The sequence below is a fragment of the Hymenobacter guriensis genome (assembly GCF_015773195.1).
Taxonomy (GTDB): Bacteria; Bacteroidota; Bacteroidia; order Cytophagales; family Hymenobacteraceae; genus Hymenobacter; species Hymenobacter guriensis.
Map to the genome: position 1 here is coordinate 158,985 of NZ_JADWYK010000002.1, position 20,517 is coordinate 179,501.

At 61.7% G+C, this 20,517-nt stretch carries 12 protein-coding genes; 9 read left to right on the forward strand and 3 right to left on the reverse strand.

The annotated features are described in order from the left end of the window. Positions 1–43 precede the first annotated feature (43 nt). Positions 44–3,253: a PAS domain S-box protein gene (locus I5L79_RS04110; RefSeq protein WP_196953768.1), complete on the forward strand. Its 3,210-nt coding sequence runs from the start codon at positions 44–46 to the stop codon at positions 3,251–3,253. Positions 3,254–3,451: 198 nt separating this feature from the next. On the opposite strand, the gene I5L79_RS23595 is transcribed toward I5L79_RS04110, so the two are convergent. The 3 genes from I5L79_RS23595 to I5L79_RS04125 form a co-directional block, all read right to left on the reverse strand. Further along, complete coding sequence (locus I5L79_RS23595; protein WP_196953769.1) at positions 3,452–4,933, reverse strand: OmpA family protein; 1,482 nt, start codon at positions 4,931–4,933, stop codon at positions 3,452–3,454. A 297-nt stretch (positions 4,934–5,230) separates the two neighbouring features. After that, positions 5,231–6,820 (reverse strand): OmpA family protein, encoded by a 1,590-nt coding sequence (locus tag I5L79_RS23600; RefSeq protein WP_196953770.1) that lies wholly within the window; start codon positions 6,818–6,820, stop codon positions 5,231–5,233. 231 nt (positions 6,821–7,051) lie between these two features. Next, positions 7,052–8,347, reverse strand: coding sequence for an aminopeptidase P N-terminal domain-containing protein (locus I5L79_RS04125; RefSeq protein WP_196953771.1), 1,296 nt, complete (start codon positions 8,345–8,347; stop codon positions 7,052–7,054). Between the two features lie 124 nt (positions 8,348–8,471). On the opposite strand from I5L79_RS04125, the gene I5L79_RS04130 reads away from it, so the two are divergent. From I5L79_RS04130 to I5L79_RS04165, 8 genes are all read left to right on the forward strand, one after another. After that, a complete protein-coding gene (locus I5L79_RS04130; protein WP_196953772.1) occupies positions 8,472–9,608 on the forward strand; it encodes a glycosyltransferase family 9 protein in 1,137 nt (378 codons plus the stop codon). A gap of 388 nt (positions 9,609–9,996) precedes the next feature. Further along, positions 9,997–11,229, forward strand: a complete 1,233-nt coding sequence (locus tag I5L79_RS04135; protein ID WP_196953773.1) for a M16 family metallopeptidase — start codon at positions 9,997–9,999, stop codon at positions 11,227–11,229. A 28-nt stretch (positions 11,230–11,257) separates the two neighbouring features. Further along, entirely contained in the window at positions 11,258–12,169 is a 912-nt protein-coding gene (locus I5L79_RS04140) for a YDG/SRA domain-containing protein (protein WP_196953774.1), read from the forward strand. Next, on the forward strand, positions 12,170–12,814 hold the full coding sequence (locus I5L79_RS04145) for an O-methyltransferase (protein WP_196953775.1): 645 nt from the start codon (positions 12,170–12,172) through the stop codon (positions 12,812–12,814). A gap of 94 nt (positions 12,815–12,908) precedes the next feature. Beyond that, the gene (locus I5L79_RS04150; RefSeq protein WP_196953776.1) at positions 12,909–15,869 is read left to right on the forward strand and encodes a TonB-dependent receptor; all 2,961 of its coding nucleotides are present in this window, start codon (positions 12,909–12,911) and stop codon (positions 15,867–15,869) included. 161 nt (positions 15,870–16,030) lie between these two features. After that, positions 16,031–18,346 carry a LysM peptidoglycan-binding domain-containing protein gene (locus I5L79_RS04155; RefSeq protein WP_196953777.1) on the forward strand — a complete coding sequence of 772 codons (2,316 nt, stop codon included), beginning with the start codon at positions 16,031–16,033 and terminating at the stop codon, positions 18,344–18,346. A 41-nt stretch (positions 18,347–18,387) separates the two neighbouring features. Beyond that, complete coding sequence (locus I5L79_RS04160; protein WP_196953778.1) at positions 18,388–19,161, forward strand: LysM peptidoglycan-binding domain-containing protein; 774 nt, start codon at positions 18,388–18,390, stop codon at positions 19,159–19,161. Positions 19,162–19,302: 141 nt separating this feature from the next. Then, positions 19,303–20,517 carry an NAD(P)/FAD-dependent oxidoreductase gene (locus I5L79_RS04165; RefSeq protein ID WP_196953779.1) on the forward strand — a complete coding sequence of 405 codons (1,215 nt, stop codon included), beginning with the start codon at positions 19,303–19,305 and terminating at the stop codon, positions 20,515–20,517.

Genomic DNA, 20,517 nt, shown 5'->3' on the forward strand with positions numbered 1-20,517 from the left:
TACCTTAACGGACGCGTATTTTCGCGCTCCACCCTGCGCTGCCATGCTTGCTGATTTCTCGTTTCAGAACTCTGAACTGTTTCCATCCGGCCCGCTGCTTTCCGCGGTGCTTGACCTTGCGGCAAACGGTCTGGTGCTCTGCACGCCCATCCGCAACGCGGGCGGCATCCTCATAGATCTGACTTTAACCTACCTCAACCCGGCCGCCCAGCGCCTGCTGAAGTTGCCGGCTCAGCCGACGGCCACCTTCACGCAGCAATTCTCAGCAAGCCTCACGGATGGAACCTGGGCATTGCTGCGCGACGCGTTTTCAGCCAGCACGCCCGGCTCGTTTCACTTGCCTCAGGCCGTTACCAGTCACCAGACCTGCCTTCACCTCGCTGGTGAGCGGGTAGGCGGCGGCTTACTGCTCAGTTTTACGGAAGTGCCCGACGCAGCTACGCAGCCAGCTAGTCTTCAGGCCGACGGCATTCAGCAGCTGGCGCGCTTTGATGCGGTGCTGGGCAGCCTGCAGGAGTTTGTTTATGTCTTCGATCTGGAAAGCCGTTTCCGCTACGTCAACCAGCCTTTGCTCGATTTGTGGGGACTGACGCTGCAGCAGGCCGTCGGGAAAAGCTTCTCCGACCTGGAGTATCCGGCGCCGCTAGCCACGCTCCTGCAGGCCCAGATTCAGCAGGTAATTACTACCCGGCAGGCCGTGACGGGGGAAACGCCCTACACCAGCTCTACCGGCCAAACGGGCGAGTACGAGTACATCTTTGTCCCACTATTTGGGGCCGATGGCGCAGTGGAAGCTGTGGGTGGCCGCGCCCAGCCCGTAACGGAGCGCCGCCAGGCCGAGGCGGCCCTGCGCGCCAGCGAAACCAGGTACCACACGCTCTTCAACTCCATCGACGAGGGCTTCTGTCTGATTGAGGTGCTGTTCAATCAACAGCAGCAGGCCATTGACTACCGCTTTGAGGAAGTGAACCGCGCGTTTGAGCTGCAGACCGGATTGGTTAATGCCACCGGGCGCACCGTCGGGGAAATGGCCCCCCAGTTGGAGCAGCATTGGTTCGACATCTACGGGGCCGTGGCGCTGACGGGCCAGCCGGTGCGCTTCGAGCAGCGGGCCGAGCCTCTGCACCGTTGGTACGACGTGTATGCCTTTCGTGTGGGTGAGCCGGGCCAGCACCGGGTGGCCGTGCTGTTCAACGATATTTCGCAGCGTCGGCAGGCCGAAGAAGCACTCCGCAAAAGCGAGCGGCAGCAGGCTTTTCTGCTCCAGTTCAGCGACCAGCTGCGCCACCTGGTCAATCCGGCTGATATTCAGTACCAGGCAGTTTGCGCTTTGGGCCAGTACTTGGGTGCCAGCCGCGTAGGCTATGCCGAGGATCAGGGCGACGATGCGCACATCGTCGTCACGCGCAACTATACCCGCAGCGGTGTGTCTGGCATCGAGGGCCGCTACCCTTACGACGACTATGGCCCAGAGCTGTTGCGGGCGCTTAAGGAAGGAAAAACCGTGGTTCGCCCCGACGTAGCCCACGACCCGTCGCTCACCGAAGCGGAAAAGGCGGCCCACGCGGCGCTGCACCTCGGGGCCACCGTCAATGTGCCCCTGCTTAAGGATGGTCGGCTGGTGGCCGTGCTGTTCATGCACGAATTGGAAGCCCACGCCTGGACGGAGGACGAGCTGGCCTTACTGGAGGAAACAGCTGAGCGCACCTGGGCTGCCGTACTGCATGCCCGTACCGCAGCAGCCCTGCGCGAATCGGAAGAGCGGTTCCGGGTGATGGCCGATGCCGTGCCGCAGATTGTGTGGATAACGGACGCGGAGGGCCACACGGAGTTTTTCAACCGGCAGTGGAGCCGCTACACTGGTGTGGCCTACGAGCCAAGCACGGCCGCCATTGTGACCGGCGAATTTGTGCACTCTGAGGATGCAGCCCACACGATGGAAGCCTTTGAGGAAGCGCGGCGCAGTGGAACCCCCTTTCAAGTGGAGCACCGCATTCGGGCAGCGGACGGTACATACCGTTGGTTTCTGGTGCGCGCCGAGCCGTTTCTCGACCCGACCAGCGGCCAGATAACCCGCTGGTTCGGCTCGTCCGTTGATATTCATGACCGGAAGCAGGCCGAGGTAGCCCTGCGCCGCAGTGAAAAGCGCCTGCAAAGAGTCCTCTCCATTGCCACCGTAGGGGTACTTTTCTTCGACTTGGAAGGCGGCATTCACGATAGCAACCCCGCCTTCGAGCGCATGAGCGGCTACAGCCGTGCCGAGTTGGCTAATGGGCACGCCTACCTGGACGCCTTAACGGCTCCGGAATTTATCCTTCCTACCCACCGGGCCCTGCAGGAGCTGCGCACCGCCGGCGAGAGTACCCCCTTCGAGAAGCAGTACCTGCGCCCCGATGGCTCCCGCTGGTGGGGCCTCTCGGCCGGTAAGCGCCTCGATGAAACCGAATGCGTCAAGTTCGTGCTCGACATTACCGAGGCCAAGCAGGCGGAAGAGGCGCTTCGGCTTTCGCAGCAGCAGCTCCAGCACTCCAACGAGCAGCTTACACGCACGAACGTGGACCTGGACAACTTCATCTACACGGCCTCCCACGACCTGAAGTCGCCCATCACCAACATCGAAGGCCTGCTCTACGCGCTCCAGGCCCAGCTGCCGGCCGAGGTGCAGCATACCTACGACGTGGTACCGTTGTTGAGAATGATGCAGGAGTCGGTGGCCCGCTTTCAGCGCACGATTGGCCACTTGAGCGACATTACCCGCCTGCAGCAGGAATACGAGCCGCTGGTTTCGGAGGTGCTTCTGCAGCCCGTTATTGAGGATGTGTGCCACGACCTGCAGCCGCTTATCGAGGCTACCGGTGCCAGAATAGAGCTAGACGTCGCCGCCTGCCCCCGCGTCGCGTTTTCGCTCAAGAACCTGCGAAGCGTGGTATATAACCTGCTCAGCAACGCGGTGAAGTACCGGCATCCGGACCGCCCGCCGCACGTGCGTATCTACTGCCAGCCGGATCCGGAAGGCAAGGCCCTCGTGCTGAGCGTACAGGACAACGGGCTGGGCATCAAGGAGAGTCGCTACCCGGAGTTGTTTGCCATGTTCCGGCGCCTGCACAACCACGTGGAAGGCTCGGGTATCGGGCTGTATATGGTCAAGCGCATCGTCGAGAATGTGGGCGGCCGCATTGAGGTGCAGAGCCAGCTGGACGTAGGCTCGACCTTCTCCGTGCATTTGCCCTATGCCCCCGAGCCTGCCGTGTAGGCTTTTTAACTGACGGTTGACGAGCTGTTTGCCAGTCCCGTAGCCGAGCGGGCCAGGCTGAGGGCCAGGAGTAGTGCCCGCATTTCCCAGACTCATATGCGACCTGTATGTCTTGCTATCCTGTAAGCCTTTCAGCACCGCGCACGAAAAAGGCGAACCGCTATGGTTCGCCTTTTTTGCGTTGCGGAGACGGGCAGCTTATATCTCCGACTGGCTTGGGATATAGAACTCGAACTTGAATTCGACGCGGCGGTTTTTCGCCATTCCTGCGGCCGAGCCGTTGGCTGCCGCCGGCTTCGACTCGCCGAAGCCTTGCGTCACTACCCGGGCCGGGTCGATGTTCTTGCCGGTGAAGTAGCGCTTGGCCGATTCGGCGCGACGCTCCGAGAGGCGCTGGTTGTACTCATCGGTACCACGGCTGTCGGCGTGGCCCGAGATGCGCACGGCGTACTCGGGGTGGTCTTTCAGCACCTGCACCATCTTATCGAGCGTGCCATAGGAGGTGCGCTTGATAACAGTGCTGTTGGTTTCGAAGCGCACCGGCTGCTCGAGGCGGCGGATGCTCTGCGGAATCTCAGGGCAGCCGAGCGAGTCTACTTTGGTACCGGCAGGCGTGTTGGGGCAGCGGTCTACGTTGTCGGGAATACCGTCAGCATCCTTGTCTAGGTTCAGGGGGCAGCCCGTAGCGTCTACCTGGGTGCCGGCCGGGGTGTCGGGGCACTTATCATCCTGGTCGCGCACACCGTCGTTATCGGCGTCGGGGCAGCCACGGAGCGCCGCTTTGCCGGCCTGGTCGGGGCAGTCATCTTCAGAGTCGCGCACACCGTCGTTGTCGCGGTCGGGGCAGCCTTCCAGAGCTTTCGAGCCGGCCTCGGTGGGGCACTTATCCTGGTAGTCGGGTACCCCGTCCTTGTCACCGTCGAGCGGGCAGCCTTTTTCGTCCACGGCTACACCGGCCGGAGTGTCGGGGCACTGATCTTTGCGGTCTGGCACGCCGTCGTTATCCGTATCCTTGGCTTTACCGAAGGCTATGGTGATGCCGGCCGTGTGCTGCAGAAACCGGTCGTCCCACTTGTTCTCGTCGCGGGCCGGGTCGCCATCAATGTTGGCATTCAGTGGAATGTGCTGACCGGTTTGCACGAACAAACCTACGGCTTCGGAAAGGCGGAAGTTGATACCAGCGGCCCCAAAGAGGTCAAAGTAGCTTTTGTCGCTGTCTGTATTCAGGCTAGCCCCATTGCGGTTGATTGTGCCTTCGCGGCTGGTGTACGTCCAGCCGGGGGCAGCCAGCAGGTAAGGCTGAATCACGGCGTCTTCCTTCAGGGCCCAGCCATTGTTCAGCTTCAGCTTCAGGCCCAGGTTCACGTTCACCACGTTGGTGGCGAAGCTGCTGCCGTAGTACGGCCCGCTCAGCGGGCTGGTAAATTTCTTGAACTCTACATAGTTGCCGCTCAGCAGCACATCAAGCCCGGGCGACAGGTAACGGTTGATGGAGATACCGGGGCCGTACTTGTTTCCGCCCCACTGCCAGAAGTCAGAGCCAAAATTTCCTTTGTACTGAAAGGCATTGCCGGTGAGGCTAATGGCCGTTTTGCGGTCAGCCGTCTGAGCCGAGCCATCGGGCGCAGCTGCCAGCAAGGCAACTCCAGACAGCAAAGCAGAAGCTAAAATCTTCCTCATTTTGAGAAGGTTAAGTGAAAAATATGCGTGCCTAACAGGTCGCAGGAAAGCACCTGAATGCAGGTTTTTTACTAGCTGCCTATACTGACACCTGGTCATAAAGTTGTAGGAAAAGTTTCCCGTATGGTCGAGCTACGCAACGGCTTGCACCTATCCTATCGGCTTCTTATCTGATAACCACTATATTAAGATCAGGCGCACCAGCGCTTTTTTTAGCAGCGGAGGCCCTACAGCACAAAAGCGCGGCCCGCCGGAGGCAGACCACGCTTTTGCAGTTGAAATACTGAGAACAGCCGGCTAACGACGCTTGGGGGCGGCCTTTTTCACGGGTGCTTTTTTCACTGGGGCTTTCTTTGCCGGAGCCGCCTTCACAGGGGCTGCTGGAATTTCCGGGGCCACACCATACTTGGTTTCGGCCGGGTTCGGGTCGCCGGGCAGGTACACGTCGAACTCCACGCGGCGGTTTACGGCGCGGCCGGCTTCGGTGGCATTGTCGGCAATGGGCTTGGACTCGCCGTAGCCGTGCGACACAATCCGGTCGGCGGAAATGCCTTTGCTGAGCATGTAGGTACGGGCCGAAGCCGCGCGCTCGTCGGACAGACGCAGGTTGTAGTTGTCGTCGCCCTTGTTATCAGCGTGGGCCGAAATGCCGAGGCTATAGTCCGGGTAGTCGTTCAGAATCTGCACCAGCCCATCAAGCGTGGGGAAGGATATAGGCTTGAGAGTAGCCTTGTTGAAGTCAAACTGGATGAACTTCGTGGCTTCCTGAAGCTTCTTCTTCTCTTCTACCTTCATCTCGGGGCAGCCTTTGTTGGAAGCCGGGCCGGGGCGGTTGGGGCAACGGTCCTGGTAGTCGGGCACACCGTCGCCGTCTTTGTCGAGGGGGCAGCCGTTGGCATCTACGGCTACGCCAGCGGGGGTGTCGGGGCACTTGTCGCTGGCATCGGTCACGCCGTCGTTATCGGCGTCGGGGCAGCCGCGCAGTTCGGCTTTGCCGGGGGTATCGGGGCAGGCATCGTCGCCGTCGCGCACGCCGTCACCGTCGCGGTCGGGGCAGCCTTCGAGGGCGGCCAGGCCGGCTTCAGTGGGGCACTTGTCCTGGTAGTCGGGCACGCCGTCCTTGTCGCCATCCAGCGGGCAGCCGGTGGCATCCACGGCCACGCCCTGGGGCGTGTTGGGGCACTTATCCTTGCGGTCGGCCACGCCGTCGCCGTCGGCATCCTTCATCTTGCCAAAGGCCACCGTGAGGCCCACGGTGTGCTCCAGAAACCGGTCGTCGAAGGCGTTGTCGTCGCGGGTCGGGTCGCCGTCTATGTTGGCTTTCAGCGGAATGTGCTGGCCCGTTTGCACGAACAAGCCCACCCCGTCGGCCAGGCGGAAGTTGATACCAGCGGCCCCAAACACGTCGAAGTAGCTTTTGTCCTGGGCCAGATCAAGCGTCTGGCCGTTGCGGTTGAACGTGCCCTCACGGCTGGTGTAGGTCCAGCCGGGCGCGGCCAGCAGGTAGGGCTGAATAAACGCGTCTTCCTTGAAGGCCCAGCCGTTGTTGAGCTTAAGCTTCAACGCCAGGTTCACGTTCACGGTGTTGGTGGCGAAGTTGCTGCCGTAGAAGGGCGCCCCCGCATCGGTGGTCTTCTTGATTTCCACGTAGCTGCCGCGCAAACCCAGGTCGAGGCCGGGCGAGAGGTAGCGGTTAAAGGAAATGCCGGGGCCGTAGTTGTTGGAGCTCCAGTCCCAGAAGTCGGAGCCGTAGTTGCCTTTGTACTCGTAGGCGCTGCCGAAGAGGCTGATGGCGGTTTTCTTGTCGGCAGTCTGAGCCTGGGCCGGCGGCGTGGCAGCCAGCGGCACCAGCCCCAGCGCCAGGCAGGTAGTAAGCAGATGTTTCATGTACAGCAGATAAAGTGGTGGAAGGGCCCCACGCCCGGCCCGAGGGCCGCAGCTTTCGGGGGCTTGCAGCCTGCTATACCCTTCCGCTTCCGCGAAGGTTGTAGTGTGCCGGGTTATGATTGGATGAAATCCGGCCCACCGAAGCTCCACCGTAGGCCGCCGGCTATAAAAAAACCACGTTACCCGGCAGCTGCAGCCGGGTAACGTGGTACGTGGGAACGGGACTGCGCTTTAGCGGCCTGCCTGCATCAGCCGCTCAATGTCGTCGGCTTCCAGCGGGATATTCTTCATCAGATCTTCGTTGCCGGTTTTGGTGATGAGAATATCGTTTTCGAGGCGGATGCCCAGGCCTTCTTCGCGGATGTAGATACCCGGCTCGCAGGTGTACACCATGCCCGGCTCAAACACGCGGTACTTGGCGCCCACGTCGTGCACGTCGAGGCCGAGGTAGTGGCTGGTGCCGTGCATGAAGTACTTTTTGTAGAGCGGGGCGGCGGGGTCCTGGTTGCGCACGTCGCTTTCGTTGAGCAAATCCAGCTTGATGAGCTCCTGCTCCATGGTGCGACCCACGGCGGCGTGGTAGTCCTCAATGTTGTTGCCGGCCACCAGCTGCGAGGTAGCAAACTTCATCACGCGCAGCACGGCCTCGTACACGGCCCGCTGGCGCTTGGTAAACTGCCCGTTGACGGGAATGGAGCGCGACAAGTCGGCGGCATAGTTGGCAAACTCGGCCCCGAAGTCCAGCAGCAGCACGTCGCCATCCCGGCACTCCCGGTCGTTGCTCACGTAGTGGAGAATACAGGCGTTAGCGCCCGAGGCAATGATGGAGCCGTAGGCCGGCCCGCGCGAGGCATTGCGAAGGAACTCGTGAAAGATTTCGGCTTCGATTTCATACTCCATCACGCCCGGCTTCACGAAGCCCAGCAGGCGGCGGAAGGCTTTATCGGTAATGTCGGCGGCGCGGCGCATCAGGCGGATTTCCTCCTCGCTCTTGATGGCCCGCAGGTGGTGCATAATGGGCGCCACGCGGCGGTACTGATGCAGCGGGTAGGCCTCCCGGATCCATTTGACAAAGCGGGCGTCGCGGGTTTCCACTTCCACTACCGAGCGGATGTGCTCATTGGTGTTCAAGTAGACGTTTTCGGCCTCGTTCATCAGCGCGGGCAGCACCGTCTTAAAGGAATCCAGCCACATGATGGTGCGCACGCCGGTTTGCTCACGGGCCTGCTCCTTGGTGAGCTTGTAGCCTTCCCACACCAGAATATGCTCGGAGGTTTCCTTTAAAAACAGGATTTCGCGGTACTGGGGCAGCGTAGCATCGGGGAAAATAACGAGGATGCTTTCCTCCTGATCCACGCCGGAGAGGTAGAACAGGTCGTTGTTCTGGCGGAAGGGCATGGTGCCGTCGGCGTTGGTCGGCATCACGTCGTTCGAGTGGAAGATAGCCAGAGAAGCAGCGGGCAGCTGCGCAGTAAAGCGGCGGCGGTTTTCACTGAAAAGCTGCGGATCGATGGAGCCGTAACGCATAGGAGGCGGGAAAGAAAGTAAACAAAGCGCGGCCCGGGGGCGCGGGCCGCAAGTTAGGGGAATGACGCGCATCCGCACCCGGTGTTGCGTACCTTTGTGGCCACCTTCTGCGGTTTTTCTGCCCATGCCTGCTGCCCGTGCCCGCGCCGTTCTGCTGATTCAAACCGCCTTTATCGGCGACGTTATTCTGGCTACGTCCCTGCTGGAATACCTGCACCGAACCCAGCCCAATACGCCCGTGGATTTCCTGGTGCGCAAGGGCAACGAAAGCCTGCTGCAGGGCCACCCGCACGTGCGGCGGGTGCTAGTGTGGGATAAGAAAAAGGACAAATACCGAGGCCTTTGGGGCCTGCTGCGGCAGATCCGGCAGGCCCGCTACGGCCGCGTGGTCACGCTGCAGCGGTTTGCCTCCACGGGTTTTCTCACGGCGTTGTCGGGCGCGCCCGAGCGGGTGGGCTTCGATAAAAACCCCTTTGCCTGGGGCTTCACCCGCGCCGTGCCCCACGTCATTGGCGACGGACGCCACGAGGTGGCCCGCAACCTCGCGCTGCTCGGTAATTCTGAATTCGGAATTATGAATTCTGAAGTGGGTTCCGGTCATTCCGCCTTCCCGCAGACCCAGGGTAATTCAGAATTCAGAATTACGAATTCAGAATTGAGCTCTGGTAATTCTTCATTGTCTGTCCGCCCCCGCCTCTACCCTACCCCAGCCGACGAAGCCGCCGCGGCCCAGGCCGCCGGGCGCGCCGGGGGCGGGCCGTACATCTGCGTGGCGCCCACGTCGGTGTGGTTTACCAAGCAGTTTCCGGAGGAGCAGTGGCTGAAGTTACTGGCGGCGCTGCCCCCGCAGTACACGGTGTTTTTGCTGGGTGGCCCGCCCGATGCGGAGGCCTGCGCGCTGCTGCTGGCCCGCAGCCCACGGCCCAACGTTGTCAACCTCGCGGGGCAGCTTTCTTTGGTGGCCTCGGCAGCGCTGATGCGCGGGGCCGTGCTCAACTACGTGAACGACTCGGCGCCCATGCACCTGTGCTCGGCGGTGGATGCGCCCACCTGCGCCGTGTACTGCTCCACGGTGCCGGCCTTCGGGTTCGGGCCGCTTAGCTCGTTTGCGCGGGTGGTAGAGGTGCCGCACGCGCTGGAATGCCGCCCCTGCGGCCTGCACGGCTACCAGGCCTGCCCGCTCGGGCACTTCCGCTGCGCCCACGACATCCACACCTCACAGTTGCTGGCCGTGCTGGCGGAAGCGGAAGCGGTGATTTAGGGAGTTTGACCTTCTGCCATTGCGAGGAGGCACGACGAAGCAATCCGTCCTGTACAGCACCAAACACGTCCTTTGCCCACCAAACCCAACGTCTGTTCTTATACAAAGAGCTTTTCACGTCTCAGGGCGTGGCACGTTGTACAGGGCGGATTGCTTCGCTTTGCTCGCAATGACACGCTTCCAAATCACCATTTCACCTTCCCTTCTGCGTACTTTTGTAGATTCCAGAAACCCAGAAACCCAGAAACCCAGAAACCCAGAAACCCAGAAACCCAGAAACCCAGAAACCCAGAAACCCAGAAACCCGGCTGGCCGGTTATACTGGGCCGGGGCGGGGCTGGCTGATAATCCAAGTCCCTAAGACCCCAAGTCCCCAAGTCCCTATCAAATGTCTGAATACGACCTGTACGAGCTGCCCAACGGCATCCGGGTTCTGCATAAACAAGTACTGCACACCAAAATTGCGCACTGCGGCTTCCTGCTTGACATCGGCTCCCGTGACGAGAAGCCTGCTCAACAGGGCTTGGCGCACTTCTGGGAGCACATGGCCTTCAAAGGCACCGAGAAGCGCAAGAGCTTTCATATCCTCAACCGGCTCGAAACCGTGGGCGGGGAGCTGAACGCCTACACCACCAAGGAAAAAATCTGCTTTTACGCCTCCCTGCTCAGCACCCACTTCGAGCGGGCCTTTGAGCTGCTGACGGACCTGACGTTTCACTCGGTCTTTCCCGAAAAGGAAATCGAGAAGGAGCGCGGCGTGATTCTGGAGGAAATGGCCATGTACGTGGATGCCCCCGAGGACGCCATCATCGACGACTTCGACGCCGTGGTGTTTGGCAACCATTCCCTGGGCCACAACATTCTGGGCACGCGGGAAAGCGTAAGCAGCTTCCAGCAGCCCGATTTCCGGCAGTTTCTGCAGGAAAACGTGCGCACCGACCGGCTCGTGTTCAGCTCCGTGAGCAACCTGCCCTTCAAGGAAGTAAAGCGCCTGGCCGATAAGTACCTGGCTCCGCTGCCGGCTAAGCTGGGTGAGCGGCCGCGCGTGGCATTTGCGGGCTACCAGCCGCTCTCCCGCATCGAGTACAAGCCCATTACCCAGGCGCACTGCCTGATTGGGGGCGCCGCCTACGCCATCGAGAACGAGCGGCGGATTCCGTTTTTCCTGCTCAACAACCTGCTGGGCGGCCCCGGCATGAACTCCCGCCTGAACCTGGCCGTGCGCGAGAAGTACGGTCTGGTGTACACCATCGACTCCACCTACTCTCCCTACACCGATACGGGCTTGTTTGGCATCTACTTCGGCACGGAGAAAAAGCAGGTGAACCGTACTATCCCGCTGGTGCAAAAGGAGTTGAAGCTGCTGCGCGACAAAGCCCTGGGCACCTCCCAGCTGCACGTGGCCAAGGAGCAACTGATGGGCCAGCTGGCTATGGCTGAGGAAAGCAACGGCGGCCTGATGCAACTGCTAGCCAAAAGCACCCTTGACTTGGGCCGTGTAGAGCCGCTCACCGAAATCTTTGAGCGGATTAAGCGCATCACGGCCCCGGAGCTCCAGGGCATTGCCCAGGATCTGCTGCGCGAAGACAACCTGAGCGTGCTGCAGTACCTGCCCGAGTAGCGGTACGCTTCAGCTTTTCCAGCATCGTATGACGAAGCAGTCGGTTGTCGTTTTTGGGGAAGTACCCGCGGTAGCGCCCGGCCACGAGTTTGAGAACCGGCTGGCTTTATGGGGTGCTGGCGTTCATCGGCAAACCCAGGCCGGAATTAGCGCATTGCGCGGTGTAGGAGCCGAATCCATTGTGCTGTCGGGGGCTTACGAGGATGATGAGGACTATGGCAACGTCATTATTTACACCGGCAAAGGCAGCCGCAGCCAGGAAACCGGACAGCAGGTAGCGCATCAGGTGTTGGCGGGAGCCAATCTGGAGCTAGCCCGTAATCAATCTACCGGGCTGCCTGTCAGAGTCATTCGGAAGGTAAAAGAGCCGGGCGTAACGTTTTACCGCTACAGTGGCCTCTATCGGGTGGCCAGCTTCTGGCAGGCTATTGGTAAATCGGGGTTTGAGGTATGGCGCTTTCGGCTGGAAGCCCTAGCTCCGCTGCTGGTAGCAGAAGAATCCTTAGAATCTGTTCTGCCCTTATTTGATACCGCTCAGGAGCCAGCGGCTCCTTATGCATCGGCGGTGCGGCGCGAAACCAAGGTCTTACGAATCGTTCGGGATACGGCCGTTAGCCGCCTAGTCAAGCAGCTCCACGACTACCAGTGCCAGGTGTGCGACCTACGATTGGAAGGCCCGGTTGGCTTCTACGCCGAAGCTGCGCATATCCAGCCCTTGGGAACCCCGCACCACGGACCCGATATTCTGAGCAATGTACTGTGCTTATGCCCGAACCACCACGTTCTGTTTGACTTGGGCAGCTTTACTATCAACGATGATCTTTCCTTGTTAGGGCTAACCGGCCAACTACGTACCTTGGATGATCATGGGATAAACAGCCAATTTCTACGGTATCATCAAGCTCATTTATATCATCCTGCCCCGTCTAATCTTCGCTGAATGTACTCCGCCGACGACGCCCAGCTGTACGCCGACCGCCACACTTCCCCGGAAAGCCCGCTACTGGCCCGCCTCAACCGCGAAACCCACGTGCAGCTCCTGCATGCGCGCATGCTCTCGGGCCACGCGCAGGGGCGGCTGCTGAGTATGCTCAGCTACATGGTGCGGCCCCGGCGCGTGCTGGAGCTGGGCACGTTCACGGGCTACTCGGCGCTGTGCCTGGCCGAAGGACTGGCAGAAGGCGGCGAGTTGCACACCGTGGAGCAGAACCCCGAGCTGGAAAGCCGCATCCGGCGCTACGTAGCCGAAGCCGGTATGGCCGGGCAGGTGCATCTGCATATCGGCGACGCCCGTCAGATTCTGCCCGCGCTGGCGGAAACCTGGGATTTGGTGTTCATCGACGCCGACAAAATCAACAACGACACCTACTACGAGCTGGTGCTGCCCCGGGTCCGGCCCGGCGGCTTCCTGCTCATCGACAACGTGCTGTGGGGCGGCAAGGTGCTGGACGACTACCCCGTGAAGCCCGCTGACAAAGACACCCACGCCGTGCGCGCCTTCAACGCCAAGGTGCAGGCCGATGCGCGGGTGGAAAACGTGCTGCTGCCCCTGCGAGACGGGCTACTGCTGGTGCGCAAACGGTAGCGAGGCCGTCTGAAAACTTGCCTTTTTTGGGCGCCGGTTTAAACGCCAAAGCAAAAGTTACGTCTATGGTCTCATGTGGCCTTGTCAAGACGTGATGCAAAAAGCTTTTTTCCTTAGTATTTTCCTTGTTTTCAGTTCTTTCACCAGCCTGCTGGCTCAGACCACCACGGTGCGCGGCCGCGTGCTGGACGGCAAAGACCAGTCGCCGCTGATTGGGGCCAACGTAGTGCTCACGCGCCAGCCCGGCGCCCAGAAGCTGGGCACGGCCGTAGATACCGAAGGCAACTTTGTGATTAGCGAGGTGCCCGCCGGCACTTACCAGCTTACCATTTCCTTTCTGGGCTACCAGAACGTGGAGCGCACGGTGGAAGTCACCGACGAGCCCCTGGAGGTAGGCTCCGTGGCCCTGCAGGCCGGCGGCGTACAGTTGAAAGGAGTGGAAGTGACGGGCCGCGCCCCCGCCGCCGTGCAGAAGGGCGACACGGCCCAGTACGATTCCCGCGCCTTCAAAACCAACCCCGACGCCAACGCCCAGGACCTCATCACCAAGATGCCCGGCGTGACGGTGGATGCCAACGGCAAGGTGCAGGCCCAGGGCGAGCAGGTGCAGCGCGTACTGGTGGATGGCAAGGAGTTTTTTGGCAACGACCCCGACGCCGTGCTTCGGAACATTCCGGCCGAGGTGATTGACAAGATTCAGGTGTATGACCGCGCCTCCGACCAAAGCCAGTTCACGGGCTTCGACGACGGTAACCAGCAGAAAACTATCAACATCATCACCAAGCCTTCCTTCCGCAACGGGCAGTTTGGGCGCGTGGTGGCCGGCTACGGTCCTGATAAGGATGGCGGCAAGTACCGCATCAACGGCAACATCAATTCCTTTAAAGACAAGCGGCGGATTTCGGTGCTGGCCTTGTCCAACAACGTCAACGAGCAGAACTTCGGGACCGAGGACTTGCTGGGCGTGGTGGGCAACTCGCGCCAGGGCGGCGGTGGCCGTGGTGGCCGGGGCGGCGGACCGGGGGGCAACCAGGGTGGCGGTGGAGGCGGCAACAACTCCGGCGACTTCCTGGTAAACCAGAACAACGGCATTTCGCGCACCCACGCGCTGGGCATCAACTACTCCAACTCCTTCGGTACTAAGACTGAAGTGCAGGGCAGCTACTTCTTCAACCTCTCCGATAACAACCTGCTCAGCACCACGGCGCGCACCTACACCGCCGATGATCTGCGCTACAACGAAGACTCGCGCGGGAGCAGCCGCAACATCAACAACCGCTTCAACCTGCGTCTGGAGCACAAGTTCGACTCGCTGAACTCCCTGCTCTGGCGGCCCACGCTCTCGGTGCAGCGCAACACCAACACCAGCACGCTGGAAGGGCTGCTGTTCAAGGATTTTGCCGAGGCCAGCGCTTCCGACAGCACCCAGAGCACCAACAACAGCGCCTACCGCTCGGCCCAGACGGGCATTAATTTTGCCAACTCCCTGCTCTACCGGCACCGCTTTCTGAAGCGCGGGCGCACGTTTTCACTGGGCCTGAATGTGGGCTATAACCGCCACAACGGCAGCAACTACCTCACCAGCCGCAGCGCCGACTTCACCTCCGACCCGGTGGCGGAAAGTCTGACCGACCAGTACTCGCGCCTGGATCAGACGGGCTGGAGCTGGCGCGCCGATGCCAACTACACCGAGCCAATCAGCCAGTTCAGCCAGCTGCAGTTCAGCTATAATACCTCTTATGCCCCCAACGACTCCGACAAACGCACCTATAACTTCGATACCAGCACGGGCCGCTACACGGCCTTCAACGACAGCCTGAGCAACGTTTTCACCAGCCGCTACCTTACCCAGAGCGGGGGCCTGAGCTACCGCTTCAACAACAAGGAATTTCAGTGGAGCGTGGGTGCCGACGTGCAGTATGCCTCCCTGCGCAACGAGCAGGACTTCCCGCGGGATACCCGCATCAGCCGCGACTTTCTGAACGTGCTGCCCAATGCTATGCTGCGCTACAACTTCTCGAAGCAGCAGAACCTGCGCCTGACCTACCGCATGCGCACCAGCAACCCCAGCATCAGCCAGCTGCAGGAAGTGGTAAACAACTCCAACCCGCTGCAAATTACCATCGGCAACGCGGCCCTGGAGCAGGAATTCCAGCACAACGTGTTCGTGCGCTACTCGGCGGCCCAGCCCGAAAACTCCCGCTCGTTTTTCGCGCTCCTGGGCGGCTCCTACACTGATAACTACATTACCAACGCCACGCGCATTGTGCGGGAGCCTACCAGCATCGGGGGCGTGGTGGTGCCGGCCGGGGGCCAGATCACCCAGCCCATCAACCTCAACCAGCAGTATTCTCTTCGCTCGGCCCTCACCTACGGCATGCCTATCACGGTGCTGAAGTCGAACCTGAACCTGAATGCTTCGGCTACCTACCAGCAAACGCCTGGGTTCGTAAACGACCAGCTCAACTACAACCGCACGCCGGCCTTTGGCTTTGGGGCCGCCCTCAGCAGCAACATCAGCCCGGAGCTGGACTTCACGCTGTCCTCGAACTCTACCCAAACGTACGTGCGCAACTCCCTGGGCACCCAGGTAAACAGTCGCTATTTCCGCCAGAACACCACGCTGCGCCTGAGTTGGATAATCACCAAGGGCATCACGCTGAAGTCGGACGTGAACCACGTGTCGTACTCGGGCCTCTCGGCGGGCTACAACCAGAACTTTGTGCTTTGGAACGCCAGCCTGGGCAAAAAGCTGTTTGCCAAGCAGCAGGGCGAGCTGCAGGTGTACGCCTTCGACCTGCTGGGCCAGAACAACAGCATCCAGCGTGTGCCACTACCCGCATACACCGAGGACGTGCGCACCAATATTCTGCAACGCTACCTGATGCTGGCCTTCACCTACAACTTGCGCGCCTTTGGCTCGGCCGTCAGCCGCGACGAGGCCCCGGATACCGGCCGGCCGGAGCGCGGCAACCGGCCCGATGGACGCGGCGGCAACCCGGGCAGCGGGCCTGGCGGCGTGGGTGGTCCGCCACCTGGTGGCAGCCCGCGGTAACCCAATTTCCTGGCTTTCAGAACGCCCCTGCGCCGGCCCGTTGGCTGATGCGGGGGCGTTTTTTCCTGTTTAGAGCAGAAGCGCCCGGAATTTTTCCCCTACTTTGTAAGCTAAGAGGCGCGGCGTCCAGCTGGGCAGCGCCTTGTTTGAGCTGCTTACGTATGAAACGATTAGTACTTTTCCTGCTTTGCGTACTGCCGTTGGTGGCCGGCGCGCAGAGTGTTTCAGTGCCCGCCGAGCTGGCCTTTGCCGGCCTGAAGCTGCGCCTTACCCCCGGTGGCCGCACGGTGCTGCAGCAGAAAGTAGACGCGCTGCGTCGCCATAGTGCGTCCTTCCAGGCCCGCGTAGCGCTAGCCGACGCCTATTTCCCTATCATCGACCGGGTGCTGCAGGAGAAGGGCGTGCCGCTGGATTTCCACTTCCTGGCTATTCAGGAAAGTGGCCTGCAGGGCGACGCGCAGAGCATTCACGATGCCGTGGGCTACTGGCAGTTCAAGCGCGAATCGGCCCAGGACTATGGGCTGGTGATGAACGACGTGGTAGATGAGCGAAAACACATTACGGCCTCTACCCGGGCGGCAGCGCAGTACCTCACGCGCAGCAAACAGCAGTACCGCAACTGGCTGAGCGCCCTGCTTACCTACAACCTGGGCGCTTCCGGCGCCAAGCCTTACACCCTCCCTACCGATGCTGGGGCTACCAGCATGGAAATTTCGGAGCAGACGCACCCGTACATTCTCACGTTTCTGGCCCACAAGGTAGCCTACGAGCCCGCCTGTGGCCTCAACCCCAAGCCGGCCCTGCTGCTCCAGGAGTTTCCGGCGGCGCCCGGTCAGTCATTGGCGGCGGTGGCGGCCACGCTGCACGCCAGCCCCGAGGAAGTGGCCCGCCACAACCGCTGGCTGCTGGCCGGCACCGCCGTACCCACCGACCGTGCCTACACCCTGGTAGTGCCCATCACCGACCCGCTGCAGCTCACGGCCCTGGCCGGCCAGCAGAAAGAAGCGGCCACGGCCCTGGTGCACGCGCCGAAACCCGACCCCGAAAACGTGGAGTTTGTGCGCGTGAACGGCCTGCGCGCCCTGGTAGCCCTGCCCGGCGACACCAAGGAAACCCTGGCTAGGCGCGCCAACCTCAAAGTGCGCCGCCTGATGCAGTACAACGACCTGTTCGCCTTCGACAACATCGTACCCGGTCAGGCCTACTTCGTGCAGAGAAAGCGCGACAAGGCCGATGTGGAGTACCACGTAGCCCAGGCGGGCGAAAGTGTGGCTACGGTGTCGCAGAAATATGGGGTGCGCGCCAAGGCCATCTGGCACAAAAACCGCATGGCCCGCAACGAGGAGCTGAAGGCCGGCCGCCTGCTGTGGCTGCAGCACACCCGCCCCCGGGAGGTAGCCGTGGAATATCTGCCCGTGAACAACCCCGCTGCGCTGGCCGCCTTCGAGCGTCCCCACGGTGCTGCTACCCCGGCGCCCGAGCCAGCCGCTACGAAATCCGCTCCGGCTGCCAAGCCCGCGCCGAGTCGGCCCGCAGAAGCCGATGTATATGCCGGGCGTACGGCCGCCGGCCAGCGCATCCTCGACGACAATGAAAATGCCGAAGAAGAAGACAGCGTAAAGCGCAAAGGCCTGGGTCGTTTGCTGAAAAAGCCTGCTGCCCGCCCTGCGTCGGCCTCTGCCGAAACTCCGCCCACCGCAGCCCAGCCGGAGCCGGCCGACACGGAGGCTGCGCCGACGGCAGCCGCTACCTCTGCTCCAACTACTCCAGCCAAAGCGGTATACACCGGGCGCCCGGCCACGCAGCCCGCTTCCACGCCCCTGGCCGACGAGCCCCAGCAGCCCGCCTCCGAGCCAACCGTGGCTCAGGCGCCGGCCACCGCTTCTCCGGCTGCTCCGGCAGCTGCAGCCGCCTCACCTGTAGCCAGCGCCGCGCCAACGAAAACAGCTACACCAGCTTCCGGCCCCGTTACGGCGGCTCCGGTGCAAACGACGCCGATACAAATGCCAGCGGCACCCGCACCAACGGCCGCAGCTCCTGCCTCAACGGCATCCGCACCCGTTGCCCCTGCTGCCTCGGCCGCTTCCGCCCTACCGGCCACCACAGTAGAGCCGATTCCGGCCAGCGGCTTGCATGTGGTGCAGCCCAAGGAAACCTTGTACGGGGTGGCCCGCCGCTACAACCTGCGCCCCGCTGACCTTATTGCCTGGAACAGCCTGCCCGCCAGCCCGGCCCTACGCATCGGGCAGTCGTTGCGGGTGACGGCGCCGGCAGAAGTGGCACCGGTTGCGGCAGCTCCCGAAGCGGCTGCCACCCCGGAAGCCGAGCCTATCAGGCACACAGTCGCGGCCAAGGAGTCGATGTACGGGATTGCCCGCAAGTACGGCGTGACGGTGCAGCAGCTCCAGGAATGGAACAACAAAGCCGACGCCAGCCTGAAGCTGGGGGAAGTCCTGCTCATCAAAGCCGCCAAGTAATTTCTGTTTTCTCAGCCCAGGCTGCCTTTTTCGTCTTTATAATGCGCTATTTCTTTCTTACTGCCTGCCTGACCTTGAGTGCGGCGCTGACCGCTCACGCTCAGCAGCTGCCCGAAACTCCTGCCCCGGCCCCGCTGTCGGAAGACTCGGTGAAGGCTATGTCGGGCATCGTGCAGCGTGGCGTGCGGCAACTGCACGACATCTACTACGAGCCCAGCGACGCCCAGGCGGTAAAGCGCATTGAAGCGGCTTTGCAGGAAATTCCGACGCTCAATCAGCGACTGAAGCGCTATACTACCAGCCTGCCCCGCGAACAGCAGCTGCAGCTGGCGCAGCGGCTGCGTCAGCAACCTTGGCAGGTGGAGCTGCAAACCCTGCTGCGCAGCCCGCAGTTTCAGGGCTTCAATGCCCGCGCCGCCAAAAACCCGGCGCTGAAGTCGGCCGCAGACCGGCTGCAGATGGCCGGCTTTATCGGGGCCCCGAAGCCCGCTCCTACCGCAGCTGCACCGGCAGTTGCTGCGGCAGCCAGCCCCGCACCGGCTGCGGCCACGACGCGCCCGGCAGTTGCTTCTGCGGCTACCGTCCCTGCCCCACACCCAACCCCAGCGACGGTCAATCCTGCTGCGCCGGCGGCTGGAACTGTAGCTCCCAAGGCCGCGACGTCCCTGAAAAAACATACCGTTCAGAAGGGCGAAACGCTGTTTAGCATTGCTAAGCAATACGGCGTGAAGGCCGCCCAGCTGCAAGCATGGAATGCCAAGCCGGATGATGGGGTAAAGATCGGGGAAGTGCTAACAGTGGAGGCAGCACGCTAACCCAGCTTCCAGCGGAAACAAAAAAGCAGCCACTCAGGGCTGCTTTTTTGTTTCCGCTTGCCCCAGAACGTGTGCATTAGCTTTCCCGTACCTATGGTAGCCGACGCCAAGTGAGTTGCCGGTTTTTACGCGAGAGTTTTTATGATTCTGACCACGGGGCAGCCGTTCTGGCTAACCGAGCGGGGGCTGGTGCGCTATCCGGTGCTGGCACAAGACGAGCAGTGTGATGTGGTGATAATAGGTGGCGGCATCAGTGGCGCCATGCTGGGCTACTACCTCACGCAGGCCGGTTTGCGGGCGGTGCTGCTCGAAGAGCGTTACATAGGCGGCGGCAGCACATCGGCCAGCACAGCTATGCTCCAGTACGAGTTGGATGAAAACCTGGTGGACCTGCGCAAAAAAGTTGGCATTCCGCGCGCCAACGAAGCTTACCTGGCCAACCTCTACGGGGTACACGGCGTGGCCCGCCTGTGCCAGCAGGAGCTGCCGCAGGACTGTGGCCTGCGCTACTGCCATAGCCTCTACCTGGCCAGCAGCGCCTCGGATGTAGCATCTCTGGAAGAGGAAGGGGATGCCCGCCGTGGCATTGGCATCGAAGCCGAATTTCTGGATGAAGCCGAGCTGTTGCGCCGCTTTCAACTGGTAAAACCGGCGGCGCTATACTCCGCCGATACGGCAGAGGTGAACCCCTACGAGCTGACGCACACGCTGCTTGCGCAAGCGCAGGCGGCGGGCCTGCGGGTGTATGAGCGCACGGCGGCCCAACGCTACGAGGTCAGCTCCGATGGCCAGCGCGTGACGGTGCACACTGCCGGCGGGCATACTGTGCGGGCCGGGCACGTGGTCGTCTGCACCGGGTTTGCGGCGGCCGATCTGGTGCCGCAGGACATTGTCAACCTGCACTCCACCTATGTAGTGCTCAGCCAGGTCGGTCAGGCCGATGCCTTGCCTACCGGCGACGCCCAGCTCTGGGAAACTGCCCGGCCCTACATCTACACCCGGCGCACGCCCGATGGACGCATTATGGTAGGCGGCCGCGACGAAGTTATCAAGCAGCCTACGTTTCAGAACGCCATGCTGGAAACCAAGGCCGATAAGCTGGAAAAACAGTTTCGGGAGCTGTTTGCCCAGCCCATTGCCTTTACCCGCGACTTTGTGTGGGCCGGCGTGTACGGCGAAACCGACGACAGCCTGCCTTACATCGGCCAGCACCCCGATTTCCCGCGGGCCTGGTTTGCCCTGGGCTACGGCGGCAACGGCACCACCTACAGCCTGCTGGCCGCCGAGATTATCCGGGATGCCCTCACCGGCCGGCAACACCGCTATGCGGGCACGTTTGGGTTTGAAGGCCGGTAA

Bases quoted from the DNA above. Each gene is read 5' to 3' on its own strand.
- I5L79_RS04110 (WP_196953768.1), top strand. From the start codon at position 44: ATGCTTGCTGATTTCTCGTTTCAGAACTCTGAACTGTTTCCATCCGGC.
- I5L79_RS23595 (WP_196953769.1), bottom strand. From the start codon at position 4,933: ATGAGGAAGATTTTAGCTTCTGCTTTGCTGTCTGGAGTTGCCTTGCTG.
- I5L79_RS23600 (WP_196953770.1), bottom strand. From the start codon at position 6,820: ATGAAACATCTGCTTACTACCTGCCTGGCGCTGGGGCTGGTGCCGCTG.
- I5L79_RS04125 (WP_196953771.1), bottom strand. From the start codon at position 8,347: ATGCGTTACGGCTCCATCGATCCGCAGCTTTTCAGTGAAAACCGCCGC.
- I5L79_RS04130 (WP_196953772.1), top strand. From the start codon at position 8,472: ATGCCTGCTGCCCGTGCCCGCGCCGTTCTGCTGATTCAAACCGCCTTT.
- I5L79_RS04135 (WP_196953773.1), top strand. From the start codon at position 9,997: ATGTCTGAATACGACCTGTACGAGCTGCCCAACGGCATCCGGGTTCTG.
- I5L79_RS04140 (WP_196953774.1), top strand. From the start codon at position 11,258: ATGACGAAGCAGTCGGTTGTCGTTTTTGGGGAAGTACCCGCGGTAGCG.
- I5L79_RS04145 (WP_196953775.1), top strand. From the start codon at position 12,170: ATGTACTCCGCCGACGACGCCCAGCTGTACGCCGACCGCCACACTTCC.
- I5L79_RS04150 (WP_196953776.1), top strand. From the start codon at position 12,909: ATGCAAAAAGCTTTTTTCCTTAGTATTTTCCTTGTTTTCAGTTCTTTC.
- I5L79_RS04155 (WP_196953777.1), top strand. From the start codon at position 16,031: ATGAAACGATTAGTACTTTTCCTGCTTTGCGTACTGCCGTTGGTGGCC.
- I5L79_RS04160 (WP_196953778.1), top strand. From the start codon at position 18,388: ATGCGCTATTTCTTTCTTACTGCCTGCCTGACCTTGAGTGCGGCGCTG.
- I5L79_RS04165 (WP_196953779.1), top strand. From the start codon at position 19,303: ATGATTCTGACCACGGGGCAGCCGTTCTGGCTAACCGAGCGGGGGCTG.